Origin of the sequence: Acinetobacter sp. NRRL B-65365, from assembly GCF_001605865.1 — a bacterium.
Classification (GTDB): Bacteria; Pseudomonadota; Gammaproteobacteria; order Pseudomonadales; family Moraxellaceae; genus Acinetobacter; species Acinetobacter vivianii.
This window is the reverse complement of the sequence record NZ_LRPD01000037.1, coordinates 26002-44024: the sequence shown is the minus strand read 5'-3', so window position 1 is coordinate 44024 and position 18023 is coordinate 26002. Positions and strand designations below refer to the sequence as shown.

Annotated in this window: 13 protein-coding genes; 5 read left to right on the top strand and 8 right to left on the bottom strand. The window is 40.9% G+C overall.

Features of this window, described 5'->3' with window-relative positions; all coding sequences use genetic code 11:
• Positions 1 to 23 precede the first annotated feature (23 nt).
• Positions 24 to 1034: a 50S ribosomal protein L3 N(5)-glutamine methyltransferase gene (prmB, locus tag AWW72_RS13650; protein WP_004772132.1), complete on the top strand. Its 1011-nt coding sequence runs from the start codon at positions 24 to 26 to the stop codon at positions 1032 to 1034.
• Positions 1035 to 1047: 13 nt separating this feature from the next.
• Complete coding sequence (gene aroC, locus AWW72_RS13645; protein ID WP_062847690.1) at positions 1048 to 2139, top strand: chorismate synthase; 1092 nt, start codon at positions 1048 to 1050, stop codon at positions 2137 to 2139.
• A gap of 111 nt (positions 2140 to 2250) precedes the next feature.
• On the opposite strand, the gene AWW72_RS13640 is transcribed toward aroC, so the two are convergent.
• Positions 2251 to 3480, bottom strand: coding sequence for a GGDEF domain-containing protein (locus AWW72_RS13640; protein ID WP_004772135.1), 1230 nt, complete (start codon positions 3478 to 3480; stop codon positions 2251 to 2253).
• Positions 3481 to 3777: 297 nt separating this feature from the next.
• Between AWW72_RS13640 and AWW72_RS13635 the strand changes: the two genes are divergently transcribed.
• On the top strand, positions 3778 to 4524 hold the full coding sequence (locus AWW72_RS13635) for an iron-containing redox enzyme family protein (protein WP_004772138.1): 747 nt from the start codon (positions 3778 to 3780) through the stop codon (positions 4522 to 4524).
• A 65-nt stretch (positions 4525 to 4589) separates the two neighbouring features.
• Here AWW72_RS13635 and AWW72_RS13630 read toward each other — a convergent pair whose 3' ends face one another.
• Complete coding sequence (locus AWW72_RS13630) at positions 4590 to 5291, bottom strand: NAD(P)H-dependent oxidoreductase (RefSeq protein WP_062847689.1); 702 nt, start codon at positions 5289 to 5291, stop codon at positions 4590 to 4592.
• 126 nt (positions 5292 to 5417) lie between these two features.
• On the opposite strand from AWW72_RS13630, the gene AWW72_RS13625 reads away from it, so the two are divergent.
• Entirely contained in the window at positions 5418 to 6443 is a 1026-nt protein-coding gene (locus AWW72_RS13625; RefSeq protein WP_062847688.1) for a helix-turn-helix transcriptional regulator, read from the top strand.
• A 259-nt stretch (positions 6444 to 6702) separates the two neighbouring features.
• Here AWW72_RS13625 and AWW72_RS13620 read toward each other — a convergent pair whose 3' ends face one another.
• The 6 genes from AWW72_RS13620 to AWW72_RS13595 all read right to left on the bottom strand — a co-directional run bounded on the left by AWW72_RS13620 (position 6703) and on the right by AWW72_RS13595 (position 14633).
• Positions 6703 to 7908 (bottom strand): NAD(P)/FAD-dependent oxidoreductase, encoded by a 1206-nt coding sequence (locus AWW72_RS13620; protein ID WP_062847727.1) that lies wholly within the window; start codon positions 7906 to 7908, stop codon positions 6703 to 6705.
• Positions 7909 to 8069: 161 nt separating this feature from the next.
• Positions 8070 to 8621 (bottom strand): RrF2 family transcriptional regulator, encoded by a 552-nt coding sequence (locus AWW72_RS13615; RefSeq protein ID WP_062847687.1) that lies wholly within the window; start codon positions 8619 to 8621, stop codon positions 8070 to 8072.
• Between the two features lie 412 nt (positions 8622 to 9033).
• Positions 9034 to 9270: a VF530 family protein gene (locus tag AWW72_RS13610; RefSeq protein WP_017390743.1), complete on the bottom strand. Its 237-nt coding sequence runs from the start codon at positions 9268 to 9270 to the stop codon at positions 9034 to 9036.
• Positions 9271 to 9805: 535 nt separating this feature from the next.
• A complete protein-coding gene (locus tag AWW72_RS13605) occupies positions 9806 to 11962 on the bottom strand; it encodes a TonB-dependent siderophore receptor (RefSeq protein ID WP_062847686.1) in 2157 nt (718 codons plus the stop codon).
• A 153-nt stretch (positions 11963 to 12115) separates the two neighbouring features.
• Complete coding sequence (locus AWW72_RS13600; RefSeq protein WP_047427491.1) at positions 12116 to 12496, bottom strand: Fur family transcriptional regulator; 381 nt, start codon at positions 12494 to 12496, stop codon at positions 12116 to 12118.
• Between the two features lie 142 nt (positions 12497 to 12638).
• Entirely contained in the window at positions 12639 to 14633 is a 1995-nt protein-coding gene (locus AWW72_RS13595) for a TonB-dependent receptor plug domain-containing protein (protein ID WP_062847685.1), read from the bottom strand.
• A gap of 224 nt (positions 14634 to 14857) precedes the next feature.
• On the opposite strand from AWW72_RS13595, the gene AWW72_RS13590 reads away from it, so the two are divergent.
• Positions 14858 to 18013 (top strand): multidrug efflux RND transporter permease subunit, encoded by a 3156-nt coding sequence (locus tag AWW72_RS13590; RefSeq protein ID WP_062847684.1) that lies wholly within the window; start codon positions 14858 to 14860, stop codon positions 18011 to 18013.
• Positions 18014 to 18023 lie beyond the last annotated feature (10 nt).

Here is an 18023-nt window from a genome sequence, read left to right as displayed (position 1 = left end):
TTAGCACTTTTGGAGACGCCTAAGTGGAGCGACCTACAATCAGCCCTGAACATTTACAAGAAGCGGCTGAAAATTTAGTAACCATTCGAGATTTCGTTCGTTTTGGGGTAACCGCACTTCGTCAATATGACGCACACTTAGGTCAAGGGACTCAAGATTATTTTGCAGAAAGCTCTGCATTGGTACTTCAAACACTTTCACTTGAATGGAAAGCGGACGCTGAGATTCTGGATGCGAAGTTACTGCCAAGTGAAAAAGCGGAATTCTTAAGTTTATTAGAACGTCGTATCAATGACCGTATTCCAACCTCGTATTTATTGAACTTGGCTTATTTCTTCAATAAACCATTCTATGTCGATGAGCGTGTACTGATTCCTCGTTCACCCATTGCCGAGTTGATTGAACAGCGTTTTGCACCATACTGCCTAGATGAGAATGGTCGTATGCTGGAAGCGTTAAACAACTTACCAGAAAATAATAATCCAAAAACACCGCAACGCATTCTCGATATGTGTACAGGTTCAGGCTGTATCGCAATTGCGTTGGCTTATGCTTATCCAGATGCGGAAGTGGATGCAACAGATATCTCAAAAGAAGCATTAGAAGTCGCTTCAATTAATACCGAGCATCATGACAAGCAATATCAGGTGGCTTTACTTGAATCTGATTTATTCTCAAAAATTCCTGCTGAGAATCAATATGACCTGATCGTGAGCAATCCGCCGTATGTGGATGCTGAAGATATGGCGGATTTACCAGAAGAATTCTTGCATGAGCCTGAGCTCGCTTTGGCTGCGGGTCAGGATGGTCTGGATCTGGTTCGTAAAATGTTAGCTCAAGCGGCTGATTATTTGACTGAAGATGGTCTAATCGTGATTGAAGTAGGTAATTCTGAGTGGGCAATGCGTCAGAACTTCAACACGGTTGATTTCCATTGGTTGACTTTCCAGAGAGGTGGTTCTGGTATTTTTGCCTTAACTGCTGAACAATGCCGTCGTTATAAAGAATTATTTCAGCAATCCGTTCAAAATTAAGAGGCGATGAAACATGGCAGGGAATAGTATTGGGCAACTGTTTCGAGTGACAACATGTGGTGAGTCACATGGTGTTGGCTTGATGGCAATTGTCGATGGGGTGCCACCTGGTCTTGAGCTTTGTGAAGCTGATTTGCAAAAAGATCTTGATCGCCGTAAACCGGGGACATCAAAGTTTGCAACGCAACGTAAAGAGCCAGATCAAGTCGAAATCATTTCTGGTGTTTTTGAAGGTAAAACGACAGGAACATCGATTGGTTTGTTGATTCGTAATACAGATCAGAAATCAAAAGATTACGGCAATATTGCTCAAACATTCCGTCCAGGCCATGCTGATTATACCTATACGCAAAAATACGGCTTCCGTGACTATCGTGGTGGTGGCCGTTCAAGTGCGCGTGAAACGGCAATGCGTGTTGCTGCGGGGGCGATTGCCAAGAAATATCTCGCTGAAAAATTTGGCATTGATATTCGTGGCCATGTTACTCAAATTGGTAATGAAGTTGCAGAAAAACTGGATTGGGCGGAAGTTCCGAATAATCCATTTTTCTGTGGCGATGTTGATGCTGTTCCGCGTTTTGAACAGCTGGTCACTGCGTTACGTGAGCAAGGCACCAGTTGTGGCGCAAAACTTGAAATCGTGGCTGAAAAAGTACCTGTTGGCTGGGGTGAACCTGTATTTGATCGTTTAGATGCAGATATTGCCCATGCGATGATGAGCATCAATGCGGTTAAAGGCGTTGAGGTTGGTGATGGTTTCGCTGTTGCTGGACAGTTTGGTCATGAAACTCGTGATGAGCTGACCACAGACGGTTTCCTTGCCAATCATGCAGGCGGTATTTTAGGTGGGATTTCGAGTGGTCAAATTATTCGTGTTGCGATTGCATTGAAACCGACTGCAAGTATTACCACACCAGGTAAAACCATTACGATTGAACGGGAAAATACGGATGTATTAACCAAAGGTCGTCATGATCCATGTGTGGGTGTACGTGCAACGCCGATTGCTGAAGCGATGTTGGCGATTGTGTTGATGGATCACTTTTTAAGACATCGTGCTCAAAATGCCGATGTGGTTGCACCATTTAAGCCAATCGAACCCTAATATAAAAAAGATTAAGCCACACGGATAATTTATTATATGTGTGGCTTAGATCACATTTTAAATAGAATAAAATTAAATTAATTTAACATTCATTCAATAATAGTTAATCAATTATAAAGTTTCAGAAATCATATTATCTGATGTCGCAATATGATACTGATTTCGGCCATTACTTTTCGCAATATATAACGCATGATCGGCCTGCGCAATAAACTCGGATAGACTGTCATTTAGACTTGGCGTCATGGTGGCAACACCCACACTAATAGTGACTTGCTTGGATACATGGCTTCTTGGGTGAGCAATCCCGATATTACTGATGAGCTCCATGAGTCTGCGTACTTGCACCAGAGCTTGTTCACGATCCGTCATGGCAAACAGTAACAGAAACTCTTCGCCACCATAGCGTGCAGCAAGATCGCCACTGCGTGAGGCGATAGAGCCGAGCATAATCGCGATGCGCCGTAAGCATTGATCCCCCTGAATATGCCCCAAGGTATCGTTATAGAGCTTAAAGAAATCGATATCGATCATCATGATGGTGATTGGCAGACCATGCCGTGTCGCACGTTTCCATTCATTCTCAAGCACCTCATCCAGATAACGGCGATTTGCCAGACCTGTTAAGGCATCCTGTTGAGAGAGAATCGACAGTTGTTGGGCTTGTCGCATCAGTTCTAAACGGTTGAGTTCGATCATGCAGTTTTGCAGATAGTTTTCACGGTGTTGCCGATCGGTTGCATAGGCAAGCGCCATACCCAGAAAACTGCTGAAGGTATAGGTACGGTTCAGGAAGGTCCAGTCGATGGCACCACTGAGCCATGTACTGGCAATAATCCCGATCAAACCGCCAACCCAGCCCGCAATAATCGCCGTATAGAAGCGCATCCCGACGAAGCCGTAGATGATCACAACGGCATACATCATGGCGGCATGGAACAGAACGTTATTTTGTCCTTGTTCCAGTACGTTAATGATCGTAAACGAAATAGCGACAGCGCCCATGGAGCCGATACAGACATAGTGGTCAAACCATTTATTCATCATCGGCAGGAAAGACAGCATCCATGCCAATGTAATAATGATCCCAACCCATCCGTAGGTTGCCATCCAGGTGATACGTAGGTCTGTAGGTAGAACCTGATAGATACCGAAGCTTAGAAATAGATATAAACCTAAAATAATAGGGGCGCGATAACGGAACTCATGCGCAGCCTCATTTCTGTACTGATCACGATAGATCACTTCTAATTCTTTAGGAAACCAAACTAAATTTAGCCCGCGAGAAATTAACAAGTCGATTTGTTCTTGTCCCAATATATTGGAAGCTTTCAACTTCATCTTATCTCTCACCACTCCCAAAAATGTTCTTATAAATGTCAAAATAGGGATTATTTTTTTACTACGTTACACTGATTTAAATAGAATGTGTATTAGATTATAAAAAAATATTAATTTTTAAATAATAAGCATTGCCTAATATAATGATTCAAGCTTAAATTAGATTCAAGAAATAAAAAGCTGTTACAAATTAAACGGCAATCGATTGTATCTTGATGGCATTGAGATACAATTTATAAAAAAGCATCAATCATGGTCAATGGTTGAATTAAGTCATACGAAATAGGATGCATCGCAATGACTGCTATGAATCAATATGGAACAAAACTAGAAATCACACCTCACTCCGAATGGGCGCAACAGTTCTGGGACGACCTGTTACCTTCAAAAGAAAGAGTGAGTAAACATCCGTTATTTATGGATATGGCAAATGGTTCATTAAGTCTGGAATGTTTTCGTTCAGCCTTATTGAATTTCTATCCCTTGGTGGCTCATTTTCCGTCTTATATGGCCGGATCATTGGCGAAAGCAACCTCGTTTGAACTGGATGGCGTGACTGAAACCCGTGACTGGCTGATCCAGAATATCAAGGTGGAAGAACGGCATTTGAATTGGTATCAGGACTGGGCAGGGGGATTTGGTCTGACGGTTGAGATGCTCAACAATGTCAAACCGCCTGTGGCCATGAATGCAGTAAATCACTTTTTATGGGATGTCAACTTCCGAGGCACGCTGGCTGAAAGTATTGCTGCGACCAATCTCGCAATTGAATGGGCAACAGGCGACTGGACTATTCAGGTGTATAAAGGAATACAGGTTTATACCCAGCATCCTGAAGTGAATATCAATAAACGTTCTTTAGCGTGGTTAAGAGCGCATGCACATTATGATGATTTACATCCGTATGAGGCGATGGAGCTGATTAAGCGCTTATGTGATAAAGATCCTGTACTACAACAAAAGGCTTTTCTGGCTGCTCAGGAAGGTCTGGCCTATTACGAATTGGCTTTAGATGAGTGTTATAAGCTACAGCACAAAAACTAAAGTCATTCTAGAGATAAAAACTGCTATGACGTTGGGGTACGCATAGCAGTTTTTTTATGGCCTATTTATTTTAATGGATGCATCCTGTCATCAAAATTTTCGAGTAATGGAAATTCGAGTGCTTCTAGCTGGTCAAGGTGAGTGATATAGCTCTCAAAATCAGTTAACAGTTTTTGTCGGGCTTCGTGACTGATATAAGGTACGTGATAGGCAATGAAGGGCGGTAGAACTTCAAATCCCGCATAGGCCAATGTGCCACGCTGGATGGATGAAAGATAATGCTCAATTGGCCCATGAATAGTGTTTTCACCAAACATGTGATCACGACCACCCAACGTTAAACAAAGCATGGCTTTTTTGCCACGCATGCCGCCGTGGTTGTAAAAGCGTTTGCCACCATAAAACAGTCCAGAGACGAATACACGATCAATCCAGCCCTTTAAAATGGCAGGTACCGAAGTCCAGTACAACGGAAAGTTCAAAATGAGTAGATCTGCACGTTGTACTTTTTCAATTTCAGTCTGAATATCCTGTGAAAATTGCTGCTGTTTAAATGCATGGCGTTGTTCCAAAGCATAATTCAGGTAATCAGGCTGGTTTAAGCTTTGAAAATCGTCTTGAGATGCAACGGGATTAAAATTCATTGCATACAGATCAGAGATTTCAACGTTGTGGCCAAGCTTTTCAAAAGTTTCCTGTGCCCTGTCCTTGAGTACGCTGGTAAACGACAAGTTTTCTGGATGAGCATGCACAATCAGTATATTCATTGGGGTATCACATTAATCAATATATTTTAGATAAATGAACTATGCCGAAATGCTTAAAACTGGCATAGTTCATTAGCTGCCAATATTTACCATTTCACGCCAAATTCATGTGATGAGAACATAAAAATGAGCCCAGAATTACCAGGAAGCTATGTCAACTTATTGATCGATGTGGTGAAAAAATGGAATATTTCTCCTGAGCAAATGCTGGCAGGTACAGGTATTCAGGTGCAAAAACTTGAAGCTCCGTTCTGGTATGTTGATATGAATATTTTCAATTATTTACTCGAAAAAGCAGTGACCTTAACCAAGGAACCTGCAATGAGTTTATATCTTGCTCAGGACATGAGGGCATCTTGCTATGGTAATGTGGGAGTCGCTGCAACCGCAGCACAGACATTATCGGAAGCGATAGAGATTTTAGAGCAATTTATTGGTCTACATTGCGCCGTTTTTAAGCCTAGACTTAAGATTGACGGCGAAATGGCGTACTTATATTTTTCTCAGCCATTACGACCAGAGCGATTGAATCCACACGCGATTTGCTTTTTGCTATTTGGATTCGCACAGATTTTGGAGAGTCTGGCTCAAGTTAATCTGGATCTTCGCTATAAGTTTCAGCAAGATAAACCTGATTTTTATAGAAATATCCATCCTACCAAGTATTTAAGCGTGGATTTTGCTGCGGAAGCAGATTGTCTGATTTTTAAGAAACAATGTTTGGGTATACCATTAAAAACCTCAGATCCGTTGCTTGCACGTTTAAGCAGACAACAATGCCAGCAAGATGCTCAGAAACTGGCACAAAAAAGAATGGGGAAGGATCGTCTGGATGTTGTGATTAAAGCCATGATTTATGACGAACAGGATGGTTTTTTATCAATCAAACAAATTGCAGGAAAACTGCATATTTCGGAGAGATCATTACAAAGGCAGCTAGGACAGCAACAAACAACGTTTCAGACATTATTGGCAGAGGTGCGTAGACAACATGCCGAGTATTTATTAAAACAGCCAAAGTTATCTATTCAAGAGGTGGCGGATCGTTTGGGCTATGCTGATATTTCTCATTTTTCACGTGCATTTAAACGTTGGACGAATGTGACGCCCAAATTTTATCGGGAAGTAAGCAAAGCACTAATCGTAAATTAAGTTTATGAACCAAGGCTTCTAATTTAGAATAGAGAAAAGTTTCATAAGATCAGTGTGGTATTACATACCAGAATTATGATTCCCTCATATTCAGAAATTACAGGACAAATCTCGTTTTCTGCTAAAAAATGGCTTTGACGATAATAGAAGAGTTAGAAGTCATACCTAATGACTAAAGAATAAACCCTAGAAGCAAAACCAGCGACGGCTTTGCTTTTAAGGTGTTTAAATCAAGTAGTTTGTTCTAGAAAACCTAATATTAAGGAACAATCACAAAATCAGGGTTTGCTATTGCAAAAATTGCTTTGCGATCTGCAACTGGCGGATAAATCCATACAGTATTAATTTCTTGTTTAATTTTTTTCGCCTCGTGACGCACAAATTGAACTTTTCGATTCCATCCTTCAGTATAAAGTGCTCCCCATGGGCCTAAGTCAACACAAGTCACATACTTCGGCTGACTATAAGCGTGTAATGGTAAATCAACCAGTTCTGCGGCCGCATTGTAACCCGCTACACGGCCTAGACTCATCGCATGCTGACACGACATTACGTTAAAATTACCTAAATCGTCAGTTGGAACTTTGACTGTATCACCAGTCACAAAAATATTTTTTGCTTCAGGTGCATGTAAATAAGCATCACCTAAAATACGACCTAAATTATCTTTTTCACCTGCAATTTGAGAGGTAAGTGAGTTTGCTCGCATGCCTGCAGTCCAAATAACAGTTTCTGCGTCAATTCTTTCGCCGTTAGAAAGTGTTACGCCAGAAGTATCAAGTGCAGTAACGCGTAGCCCAGCTTTACCTTCCACACCAAGTTCGTCGAGAGCTTCACGAATGACAGCCGCAGCTTCATCACCCAATGCCGCACCAATTTCTGCTGATGAATCGACTAAAACCACACGAATATCAGTTTCACCTAAAATGCTACGCAGACGTTCAGGCATTTCGGTCACGGTTTCTAACCCAGTCAGGCCGCCACCAGCGACAACTACAGTATTACGTGCTGCATTTGCAGGTTTATGGGCTAAGTTTTTAAGATGTTGATCTAATTTTTCCGCATCTTCTAATGTGCTTACGCTAAATCCATACTCGGTAAGACCTGGTATTGGTGGCATAAACGTGGTGCTTCCAGTTGCCAAAATAAAACGGTCATAGCTTAAAGTCTGTTTGTCGCCTTGAGTTGTGGTAATTACAAGATTTTGGGCAGTAGCATCAATTTCATTTACCCAGCCAGCCACATATTTAACGTCAACTACGCTTAATACTTCTGAAATATCAGGGTACATATTTTCAAGTACAGCTTCATAAAGACGAGGACGAATATCCACATTTGGACTAGGAGAAACCATTATCACTTCAATGTTTTGTTGTTGGGAAGCCAAGTGAATTGCCCGTTGTGCGGCAAGTGCAGCCCATAAACCAGCAAAGCCAGAACCTGCAATAATAATACGCTTACTCATTTGATTATCCTTTTGATCGATTTTTTCGGACATACAAGTTCTAGCTCACTCCCAAATTTTGGGTGAGCGAATCCTTTCTCTGACTGTCCGAAAAATCTGAGAAGGCGTTTAAAACGATTACGGGGTGTTATTGCTCTAGGATTTGAGACCCTTACAGCTCATTAGTCTGGCGGTGTATCCCGTGATATCTTACTTTTCCGCATTTTTGCTGTTCTTCCTTCAATGCGTTCATTGATCCAGCCATTTACATCACTAAAAAATACATCGGGTGCATAACGGCCAAAACGATTTGCAATATCACCAAGTGTATGTGCACCTAAAGCATCTCGCATGGCTTTTTCAGCCTGTAGCATAACTGCATGAACTGCACACACACCACTGGTTGCCCAATCGGGTGGGGCATTGTTAAAGACCGCACATTTACCACGAACTTCTTGACACTCAAAAAGTGGTTTTTCACCCTCGATTGCATTCACAATATCTAAAAAACTGATTTCGTGAGCAGATTGGGCCAGTAAATATCCACCGCGAACACCTTCTTGTGCTACAACAAGTCCAGCCTTTTCAAGTTTAGGAAAAATCTTGGCCATAAAACTTGGAGAGACTCCTTGTAATTCGGCAAGATCCTTACTACTCAAAGGTTTGTCTTCATTATTTACAAGAAAAAGAAGACAGTGAATCGCATACTCGACGCTACTAGTGATATAAGCCATTTAATTTCATAATTGATCAATTACAAACACAGACTAATGCAGTCTGTGTTTTAAGTCAATAATAAAACTAAGACAAAGTTAGTCTTAGTTTTGTTGAGAGTAATATAGGTAGGATAAATAGCTGGTATATAACTGAATTTTAACGCCTTTAAAGTAAAATTAGGGGTTATAAATAATTTAAAAAATATTGAAAAAACTTACGAATGCCACCAATAATCTTTTCATATAAAGCTATGAAAATTAGTCAACAAATTGATTTTAAGACATCAATTGAGAGTTTTGCGCGTAATTAAAAACCTAACTATAAATGCAAATTTTTGCTAATAAAGGTCTTAAGAATTGACTAAATTTTGTCTAAGAGAGTAGTGGCAGTCCGCCACTAATTAAAATGCTGAGACTAGGGTTCTGATAGTTACGATTTCTGTTTAGTTTTTTGGCGTAAGACATACAAATATAAGTTTTCTACTTTTTCACGTGCCCATGGTGTGGTACGTAAGAATCGCAATGATGATTTAACACTTGGATCTATACAAAAACATCTAATTTCAATTTTACGACTTAAGCCCTCAAAGCCACCGTAGTAATCCAATAACTCATCCAAAATGTCAGCAAGTTTTTTGCCGTGTAGAGGATCATTGGAGGCGTTCATAATAAATCAACTATATTTTAGGAGACCATCATTATAACCTGAGCTAGTTGAAAAATGAGAGGGTTGGAATTTAAACGTAGTTGATATAGAAAATAAAAGCTTATCTTCTTATTGATGTGTGCTGAGATAGCAGGAGACATTCACTTAGGAGATTCTGGGCAGCCGGCTTGAAAAATCTTCTGCCATTTGATTTAGTGTCTTAAATAAAATCTAGACCTTTCTTTTTATGGAATGAGAACTCTAAGTCAGCAACGTGAACCTCTACAATCATAATTCACGTTGCTTAGTTGTGGCAACAAACAATGACTTGCGTAGCAGTGCTGCTCAGGCCACAGTCTCAGACATTCTATTTAACATAATATACATTATGCGAAATAATTATAATTTATTAAGATCACGACTTGTTCCTCACCAAACTCTAATTTTGAGGCTTCTAATTGCTCTATACGAATCTAAATAAAAACGGCGTAAACTTATTTGATGATTTAAAGTTTACGCCGTGATGCTTTCTCGGTATTTTAAATTCTATGGCAAATTAAAAATTCATAGTCCACGATAACTGTGCTGTACGTGGCGCACCCAAGAATAAATAATCATCCCCAGCAAAATTGCCTACATCGCGCCAGTATTTTTTATTCAATAAATTATCGACATTCAATCTCAATGTATTGTCATAACCATACGCATGAAAGTTATACGCAGCGCCAGCATCAAATACGCTATAGCCTGACACCTTCACTGTGCCTGTTTTATTGGCATATTTACTGCTGCTGTACTGCATACCTGCCAATAAACGTAATCCATCAATTTGTGGGACTTGATAAGATAAATGACTGGCAAAACGTACATTTGGCACATTTTGAGTCTGATGTCCTTTATATTCAGTCACTTGTACATCTTTAAGTCGTGAACGTGTCAATGCCAGACTTGATGTAATATCCAGATTTTCACCTAAACGACCTTGTAAACCGAATTCCAATCCAAGGTTATGCTGTTCACCTTCAGCAATATAATTATTGGCTGCATTGGTATACTGATTGTCTTGTTTTAAATCAAATAATGCTGCTGTAAAGAGAAAATCCTGCCATTGCTGTTTCATACCCAATTCATATTGAGTCGAATGTATTGGGGCTAGCGTTATAGGCGCATTATTGGTAAACCAAGGTGCCTGACCACCATCGCTTAAACCTTTGGCATAAGATGCATATAAATGCGTGCGTTCCCAAGGTTGATACATCACAGCAAATTGCGGCAAGAAGCGATTAAAGTCGGTTTTCCGAATGCGCTGACCATCTGTTTGATAAGCATTTTCATCTAAATGTAAAAGTTTTCCACCTGCTAAAACTGACCAAGCCGTATTGAAATCAATCTGGTCAATCAATGTTAATGCGGTTTGCTGGCTTTTTAAGGATTTATAATGCTTGCCTAGGTTTTTTTCGGTCGGAATATATTCTTTAGTATCTTCATAAATATTTCCAGATGCTTCTGGGGCTTGGAAAATAGCATCATATTGTGAATGGCGTTTAGCTGTGTGGGACAATTCTGCACTGAGATTGTGTTGCCATGTACCGGTATTAAATTTACCGTTTATGCCAGCCTTAAATTGATTGGTGAGATAGCTATCATCTGGATTGCGGAAGTCATAAATATCGTAATTACCATTCGGGTCAAAAGTATTATTTTGCGCCTGACAACAACCCCAAGCAAATGATGAATAGTCATCTACCACAACACGGCTTTGTGAAGCACTTAAATGCGATGTCCAGTTGTCATTGATCTGATAAGTATATTTTAATCCTGTATTTAGGCTATCACTGCTTACAGGTTTACTCCAGCTTTGATAACCCAGTAAACGATCCCATTTCACACCACTTGGTACGGCGTTTCCACCCAATAATTGATAACCTGGTACAGAACGCTGACGTTGATGTTGTGATTCAAGATCAAATTCGAGCTTGGAATGATCTGAGATTTTCCAGTCTAAAGCGACTGAGCCAAATAAACGACGCCCATTGGCATGTTCAACATATGGATGAATTTCTTCATTGGCCAGATTAATCCGGTAACCAAATTGTTGCTGCTCGCCCAACAATCCCCCTAGATCTGTTGCAACATGGTAGCCACCTTCACTATCAGTACCTACGCTAACCGACTGTATGTCTTTAGGACGTTTAGTCACATAATTGACTACACCACCGGGTGTTGACATGCCACTTTGAATCGCGCTAATTCCTTTCAGGATTTCAACCTGTTCTTTATTTTCAAGCGCTGCATTTTGCTCACCGCGAATCACATTGCCATTCAGCAAATAACTTGAACCCAGATTCAGGGCAAAGCCACGCATGACAAAGTTCGGATAATAGCCAATTGGTGCATAGCCATCCCCTACTGCTGCATCATTCTTTACCACATCCGTGAGTGTTTTTGCATGTTGATCTGCAATACGTTCAGCTGTGATAGTACTGATTGATGCAGGTATTTCGGCCAGACTGTGTTGATTAAAACCAGTTAAATTGACTTTAGGTTGATAATACGCACTTTCCGCAGCCTGAGCATTGACTGTAATAGTGGCAAGCCGAGTGGTTTCGCCTTCAGTTTCGGCCTGTGCCGCTGTGGAAAGCAGTCCTAAACATGAAAATGAGCCAACTGCCAGTAATGCTGTTTGTAAACGAGAAAGTGCAAAGGTTTTCACAGTATTTGCCGAGTCCTAAAAAATAATTTTACAGTCCGAATTTGCGGCACGAGTATTCACAATTTCTTTAGATTGGACAAGTATATTTTCCATCTATCTACGACTTTTTCACATTTAGCCGATAAATTGAATTTAACTTGTGATCCAAAAGCTTTATTTATACAAAATCAGTTCTGCTGTTGAAAACTCATCTCCAAGTTTGTCCATGATTTCTTCGAGTAATGTGGTGATTTCAGGATTGTTATAAGCATGCATATTTCCATTGATGGTTTCTCTCACATTACAATTGATTCTTTGCTTAAGTAGTTTGTATACACTTTTATTCCGACCAAACAGAATTCTTTGAATAAGATGATGTTTTTCCAGATCAGACAGGACTCTGTAAATGGTGCCTATTTTGAGGCCACTTTGTTTATTGGCAATCATATAGATATCATCTGCGGTAAGACCGTTATGTTGAGCAAGTACTTCTAAAACGGAAACTCTGGCAACAGTTGGCGTTAAGCCTTTATTTATTAATAACTTTGAGTACATAAAAAACCTGTAAATTAAAATAATAACAACTCTATTTTTTATAAAAATAAATAACTTGGTATAAATAAAAGTCGAAAAATCGAAGTAAACAATGCCTTGAAAACGATTTCTCAAGGCATCTTGTTAGGTACAATATTCAAAATTAGAAGGTATAGGTCAAACCGACGTAATAATTACGGCCCAGCTCTTTTTCATTAAATGTAATTCCCGCATCTTTGCCCTTTTTTTCAAGATCAACATCGGTCAGGTTGCGGATACCTGCACGTACAGTCACTGCTGGATCTACTTTGGCAGAGAGACCAATATTGACCAAGGTATAATCAGGTAGTTTTTTCTGATTAATGACCTGATCACCAATATAACTTGCACCCGCCGTTAGAGTTAACCATTCAAGCGGTTTTAAATTAAGATTGGTATTGGCTTGCAGACGTGGACGTTCATCCAGGCGTTTATGTGTTTCACTGTTTTTAGCATCAAGATAAGTCGCATTGGCATCGACAGAAAGCATAGGCAATAAATCAGCCTGTGCTGCAAGCTCTACACCTTTGATTTTAACTCGCCCTAAATTTACCCAAGCAGCGCCAGTCGGCTTGGATTCACCGTTTGGATCTATGGTATAGGTAATATCACGGCTGATCATATCTTTAATTTCATTCTGGAATAAAGTCACACTCCCGTTCCAGCTCGATTTACGGATAGAAGCACTAATTTCATAGTTATCACTGGTTTCAGGTTCAAGGTTTGGGTTGCCCCATAAGGTACACCCTCCTCCACAACTGACTATGCCATAATCTTTAGTCATTTGTGCCAGAGACGGCGCTTTAAAGGCTTGTCCATAACCGCCCTTCACCACAATATCATGCGGTAACTGATAGACCAGATAAGCTTTTGGACTGAAATGGTGACCAAACACTTCATGATCATCATAACGACCAGACAAGGATAAAGTCAGCGGATCTGTGATATGGATGTCATCCTGTACAAAGACCGAAGTTGTGCTAACCGAAGCCTTACCTGAATTTTGATAAGTTACACCGTCTTTGACTTCCTGATTATTGTATTCAACACCAGCAACAACACCGTGAATACTGACATCAAAATTGCTATAAGCACGCAAGTTGGTATTATTTTCTTTTAAAGTACGATGTTTAGGTTCATCAAAATCTGAATCATAGTCTTTAATTTCACTATTTTCCTGTTGCGCTGAAACGGTGGTTTTACCCCAACTCCAGTCACCGCGATGTGTTAGGCCAACTGAATAACGTTCAATCTCCTGACTGGCAAAACCTTCACTTAAATAGTCCCAAGCTGGATAATATTGATAATCCGTTTGGCCATAAGGACGTTCATCCTTGTTATATCCTAAGTCAAGATCAATATTTTGCTGATCATTGAGTTCATAACTAAGGGTTGAACGTAAATTTTGGGTTTTCTTGCCTTCGATATAATACGCTGGCGTGGCTTGTTTGCCTTGTGAGAACCATGCATCACGGTCATATTGCTCAGCTGAAATAGAAAGACCTAATTTATCGGTCAATGCACCAGATGCAGAGGCGCCCAGACGATATTGCTGTTTTCCTGTACCGCGATCAACTATATGATATTCCGCATTAATTGCGCCCTGCCATTCATCTGTTGGCTTTTTGGTAATAATGTTAATTACACCGCCAATCGCATCTGAACCATATAGCGCCGACATCGGGCCTCGAATTACTTCTACCCGTTCAATACTGGACAATGGAATCGAGCTAATATCCAGATCGGCATCACGCCATAAGGCACCTGTAGAAGAAATACGTATGCCATTCACTAGAATCAAGGTATATACCCCGTTTGATTCACGCACCCCACGAATGGTCAACTTTTCACGACCACCGCCATTATAATTTTGCACCCCGACGGTTTTACCCAAGACTTCAGCCAGACTATTTGCTGCTGATTGTTCGATCTGCTCTTTGCTGACAACAGTGATAGAAGCAGGTGCCGTATCTGGGCTTTCTTCTGCCAGACTGGCAGTGACGACGATCGTAGGTAAGGTCGTCCCCGCTTTCTGGGTTTGTTGATCTTCATTTGCAAATACTGCAAACGGCGTAAATGCTGCAATTGCAATCACTAATTTCTTCTTAGCCAAGACCATTTTTATTGCATCCTCAGTATTAATAACAATTTTCATTTGTTAATTGTTATCATTTGTAAAGTTTGCGAATCATAGCTATTTATTGATAATCATTCAATAGTTGAAATTATTTTTATTTGAAATTGATAATCATTCTTATTTATGTAAAATTTAGTTATAATCGGCAATTTGAATATTGTTGTATTCCCCTATTCCTTAAACTTTATGCATAAGTAGATAAAATAATGCTATCCCGTTTCTTTATTTTTCATCCGATTTTTGCATCAGTCATTGCCATTATCATTTTGATTTTAGGCTTCTTTTCGATTCTGGCTTTACCTGTTGAGCGTTATCCCAATCTTGCCCCGCCCAGTGTGACCGTTGCGACGGTTTATCGGGGAGCATCGGCTGAAACGGTCGAGGACAGTGTCACACAGATTCTGGAACAGCAGATTAAAGGCATTGATCACCTGCTCTATTACACCTCTAATAGCGAATCTTCAGGTCGCAGTACAATTGATATCCATTTTAAAATTGGTACGGATATTGATAAGGCGCAACTTCAAGTACAAAACCAGATGAATAGTGCCCTCAGTCGCCTCCCCGAACAGGTACAGCGTCAAGGTGTAAATATCTGGAAAACCACAGGTGATATGCTACTTATCGTCGGGGTTTATGATGAAACGGGTAAAGCCAATAACATCGACTTGTCCGATTATCTGGTGAATCACTTTGAACAGCCGCTGGCCCAGATTCAGGGCGTTGGAGAAGTTGATATCTTTGGATCGGCCTATGCCATGCGGATCTGGCTCAATCCGAATCAGCTTAAAAACTATAAGTTAATGCCAAGTGATATCGAGAAGGCTTTAGAGGACTACAATACTCAAATTGCCGCGGGTTCAATTGGTTCCATGCCTGCCGCGGCGGATCAGAATATCTACGCCAAAGTGACCGCTGGCTCGCGTTTGAAAACCATTGATGATTTTAAGTCGGTTGTGGTCAAGGCCAATATTGATGGCAGTCTGGTCTATCTTAAGGATGTTGCCCGCGTTGAGCTGGGTGCAGAAAATTATGAAAGTATTAATACCTTAAATGGTTTCCCTTCTGCTGGTTTAGGGATTTTTTTAAGTCCTGATGCCAATGCCATTCAGACTTCAAAATTGATCAAGGATAAAATTGCGCAGTTGAGCCATCATTTACCTGCGGGTTATAAGATCGTTTACCCTCGTGACAATACGCCTTTTATTCAGGAATCGATCAAGCAGGTCATTTTTACTTTACTGGAAGCAGTGATTTTGGTGGTGTTGGTGATGTATCTATTTCTACAGAACTGGCGTGCGACCCTGATTCCGACGATTATCGTACCAATTGTCATTTGTGGCACATTTATCATTCTGTATCTGGCAGGGATGAGTATTAATACCCTCACCCTATTTGCTTTGGTACTTGCGATCGGCTTGTTGGTGGACGATACCATTGTCGTGGTCGAGAATGTTGAGCGACTCATCCATGAAAAACAGCTCGAGGTAAGAGAAGCCTGTCTGGCATCCATGCAGGAAATTAGTGGTGCCTTGATCGGGATTACCCTTGTTCTTACGGCGGTATTTATTCCAATGGCCTTTTTTAGCGGCTCAACGGGCATGATTTACCGTCAGTTTTCAATCACGCTGGTGGCAGCAATGCTCCTGTCGTTAATTGCCGCCATGATGATTACGCCAGCGCTCTGTGCTGTATTACTCAAAAAGCAACAACCTAAGCCCGTTTGGGGGCAATATTTAGAACGCGGCGTGCATCGAATCAAAAATCTCTTTATTCAGTCAACTCAATACTTACTTCAATTCAGGTACTTTGCTTATCTGGGTGTTACTACACTGATTGTGCTACTGGCTTTGATCTATCGGGCTTTACCGACCAGTTTTATTCCGAATGAAGATCAGGGCCTACTGGCAGTGCAATTTGCCTTGCAAGATAGTGCCTCTTTAGGCCAAACCCAAGCCGTGGGTAAACAGGTTAATGATTATCTGCTCAAACAAGAAGGCAAAAATATTAAAACCGTTCTAGTGGTCAATGGACAGAATTTCTCTGGACAAGGGCCAAATCTGGGGATGGCCTTTGTTTCATTGAAACACTGGGATGAACGTCAAGGTGATGAAAATACCGCACCTGCCATTCGTGCACGCATGCAAAAGGATCTTTCTGATCTACTCCCAGCACGTGTGATGGTGGGTATGCCAGCCAGTGTCGCAGGTTTAGGACAATCGGATGCCATTGAATTATGGTTGCGTGACTTAACTGGCAAAGGGCGTGAATATTTACAACAACAATTTGCAGAGATTGAAGGTCAGTCAGCTCATTATCCTGCTTTTAGTCAGCTCAGTCCTTTAGTCAGCGACAACAAAGCCGCCGTATATGTGCAACTGGATCAAAACAAGGCAAAAATGCTAGGACTGGAACAAAGTGAAATCCGCTCTACCCTTTCTACGGCTTGGGGTGGCAGTTATGTTAATGATTTTGTTGAACGTGGTCGGATTAAACGCATCATTATGCAAGGCGATACCGAATACCGTTCTAAACCTGAAGATTTACGCTACTGGCATGTGCGTAATCAATCTGGAGAAATGCTGCCCTTATCTCACTTTGCCCAGACACACTGGACAGGTGGGCCTGAGGTATTAAACCGCTTTATGGGACTGGCGGCGATCCAGCTGGAGGCCAATGTTAGTGATGGATTTAGTTCAGGTCAGGCCATGCATCAACTCTCTGATTTAATTAACCAGCAATCAGGTGTAGATCTGGCTTGGAGTGGACTGTCTTTACAGGAACAGCAATCCAGTCATCAGGCAATTTATCTGTATGTGATTTCGATTCTGTTTATTTTCCTGTGTCTGGCTGCCTTATATGAAAGCTGGAAAATTCCTTTCATTATCTTATTGGGTTTACCGCTCGGGATTACGGGGACGGTGGTTTTTGCGTGGTTATTTGAATTGCCCAATGATGTGTATTTCCAGATCGCGTTGCTCACGGCGATTGGATTGTCCTGTAAAAATGCCATTCTGATTGTGGAGTTTGCATCGACAGCACTTGCACAAGGACGAGATAAATATACCGCAGCGTATGAAGCCTTAGCTTTGCGCTTACGTCCCATTATCATGACATCACTGGCATTTGGTGCGGGGATTATTCCCTTGGTCTTTGCCACAGGTGCTGGTGCAGCCAGTCGTTATGAGATTGGCATTAGTGTATTGGGCAGTGTGATTTTTGGGACGATCCTGATTCCTTTATTTACCGCCTTCCTGTTTGTCATGGTAAATAGCTGGGTCGGTTTGCCTAAACTGGAATGGCGAAATCTGGATATTTTATCCCGTATCCGAAATATGCGTATCAAGCAGGATGAATCTTGATATATAAAAA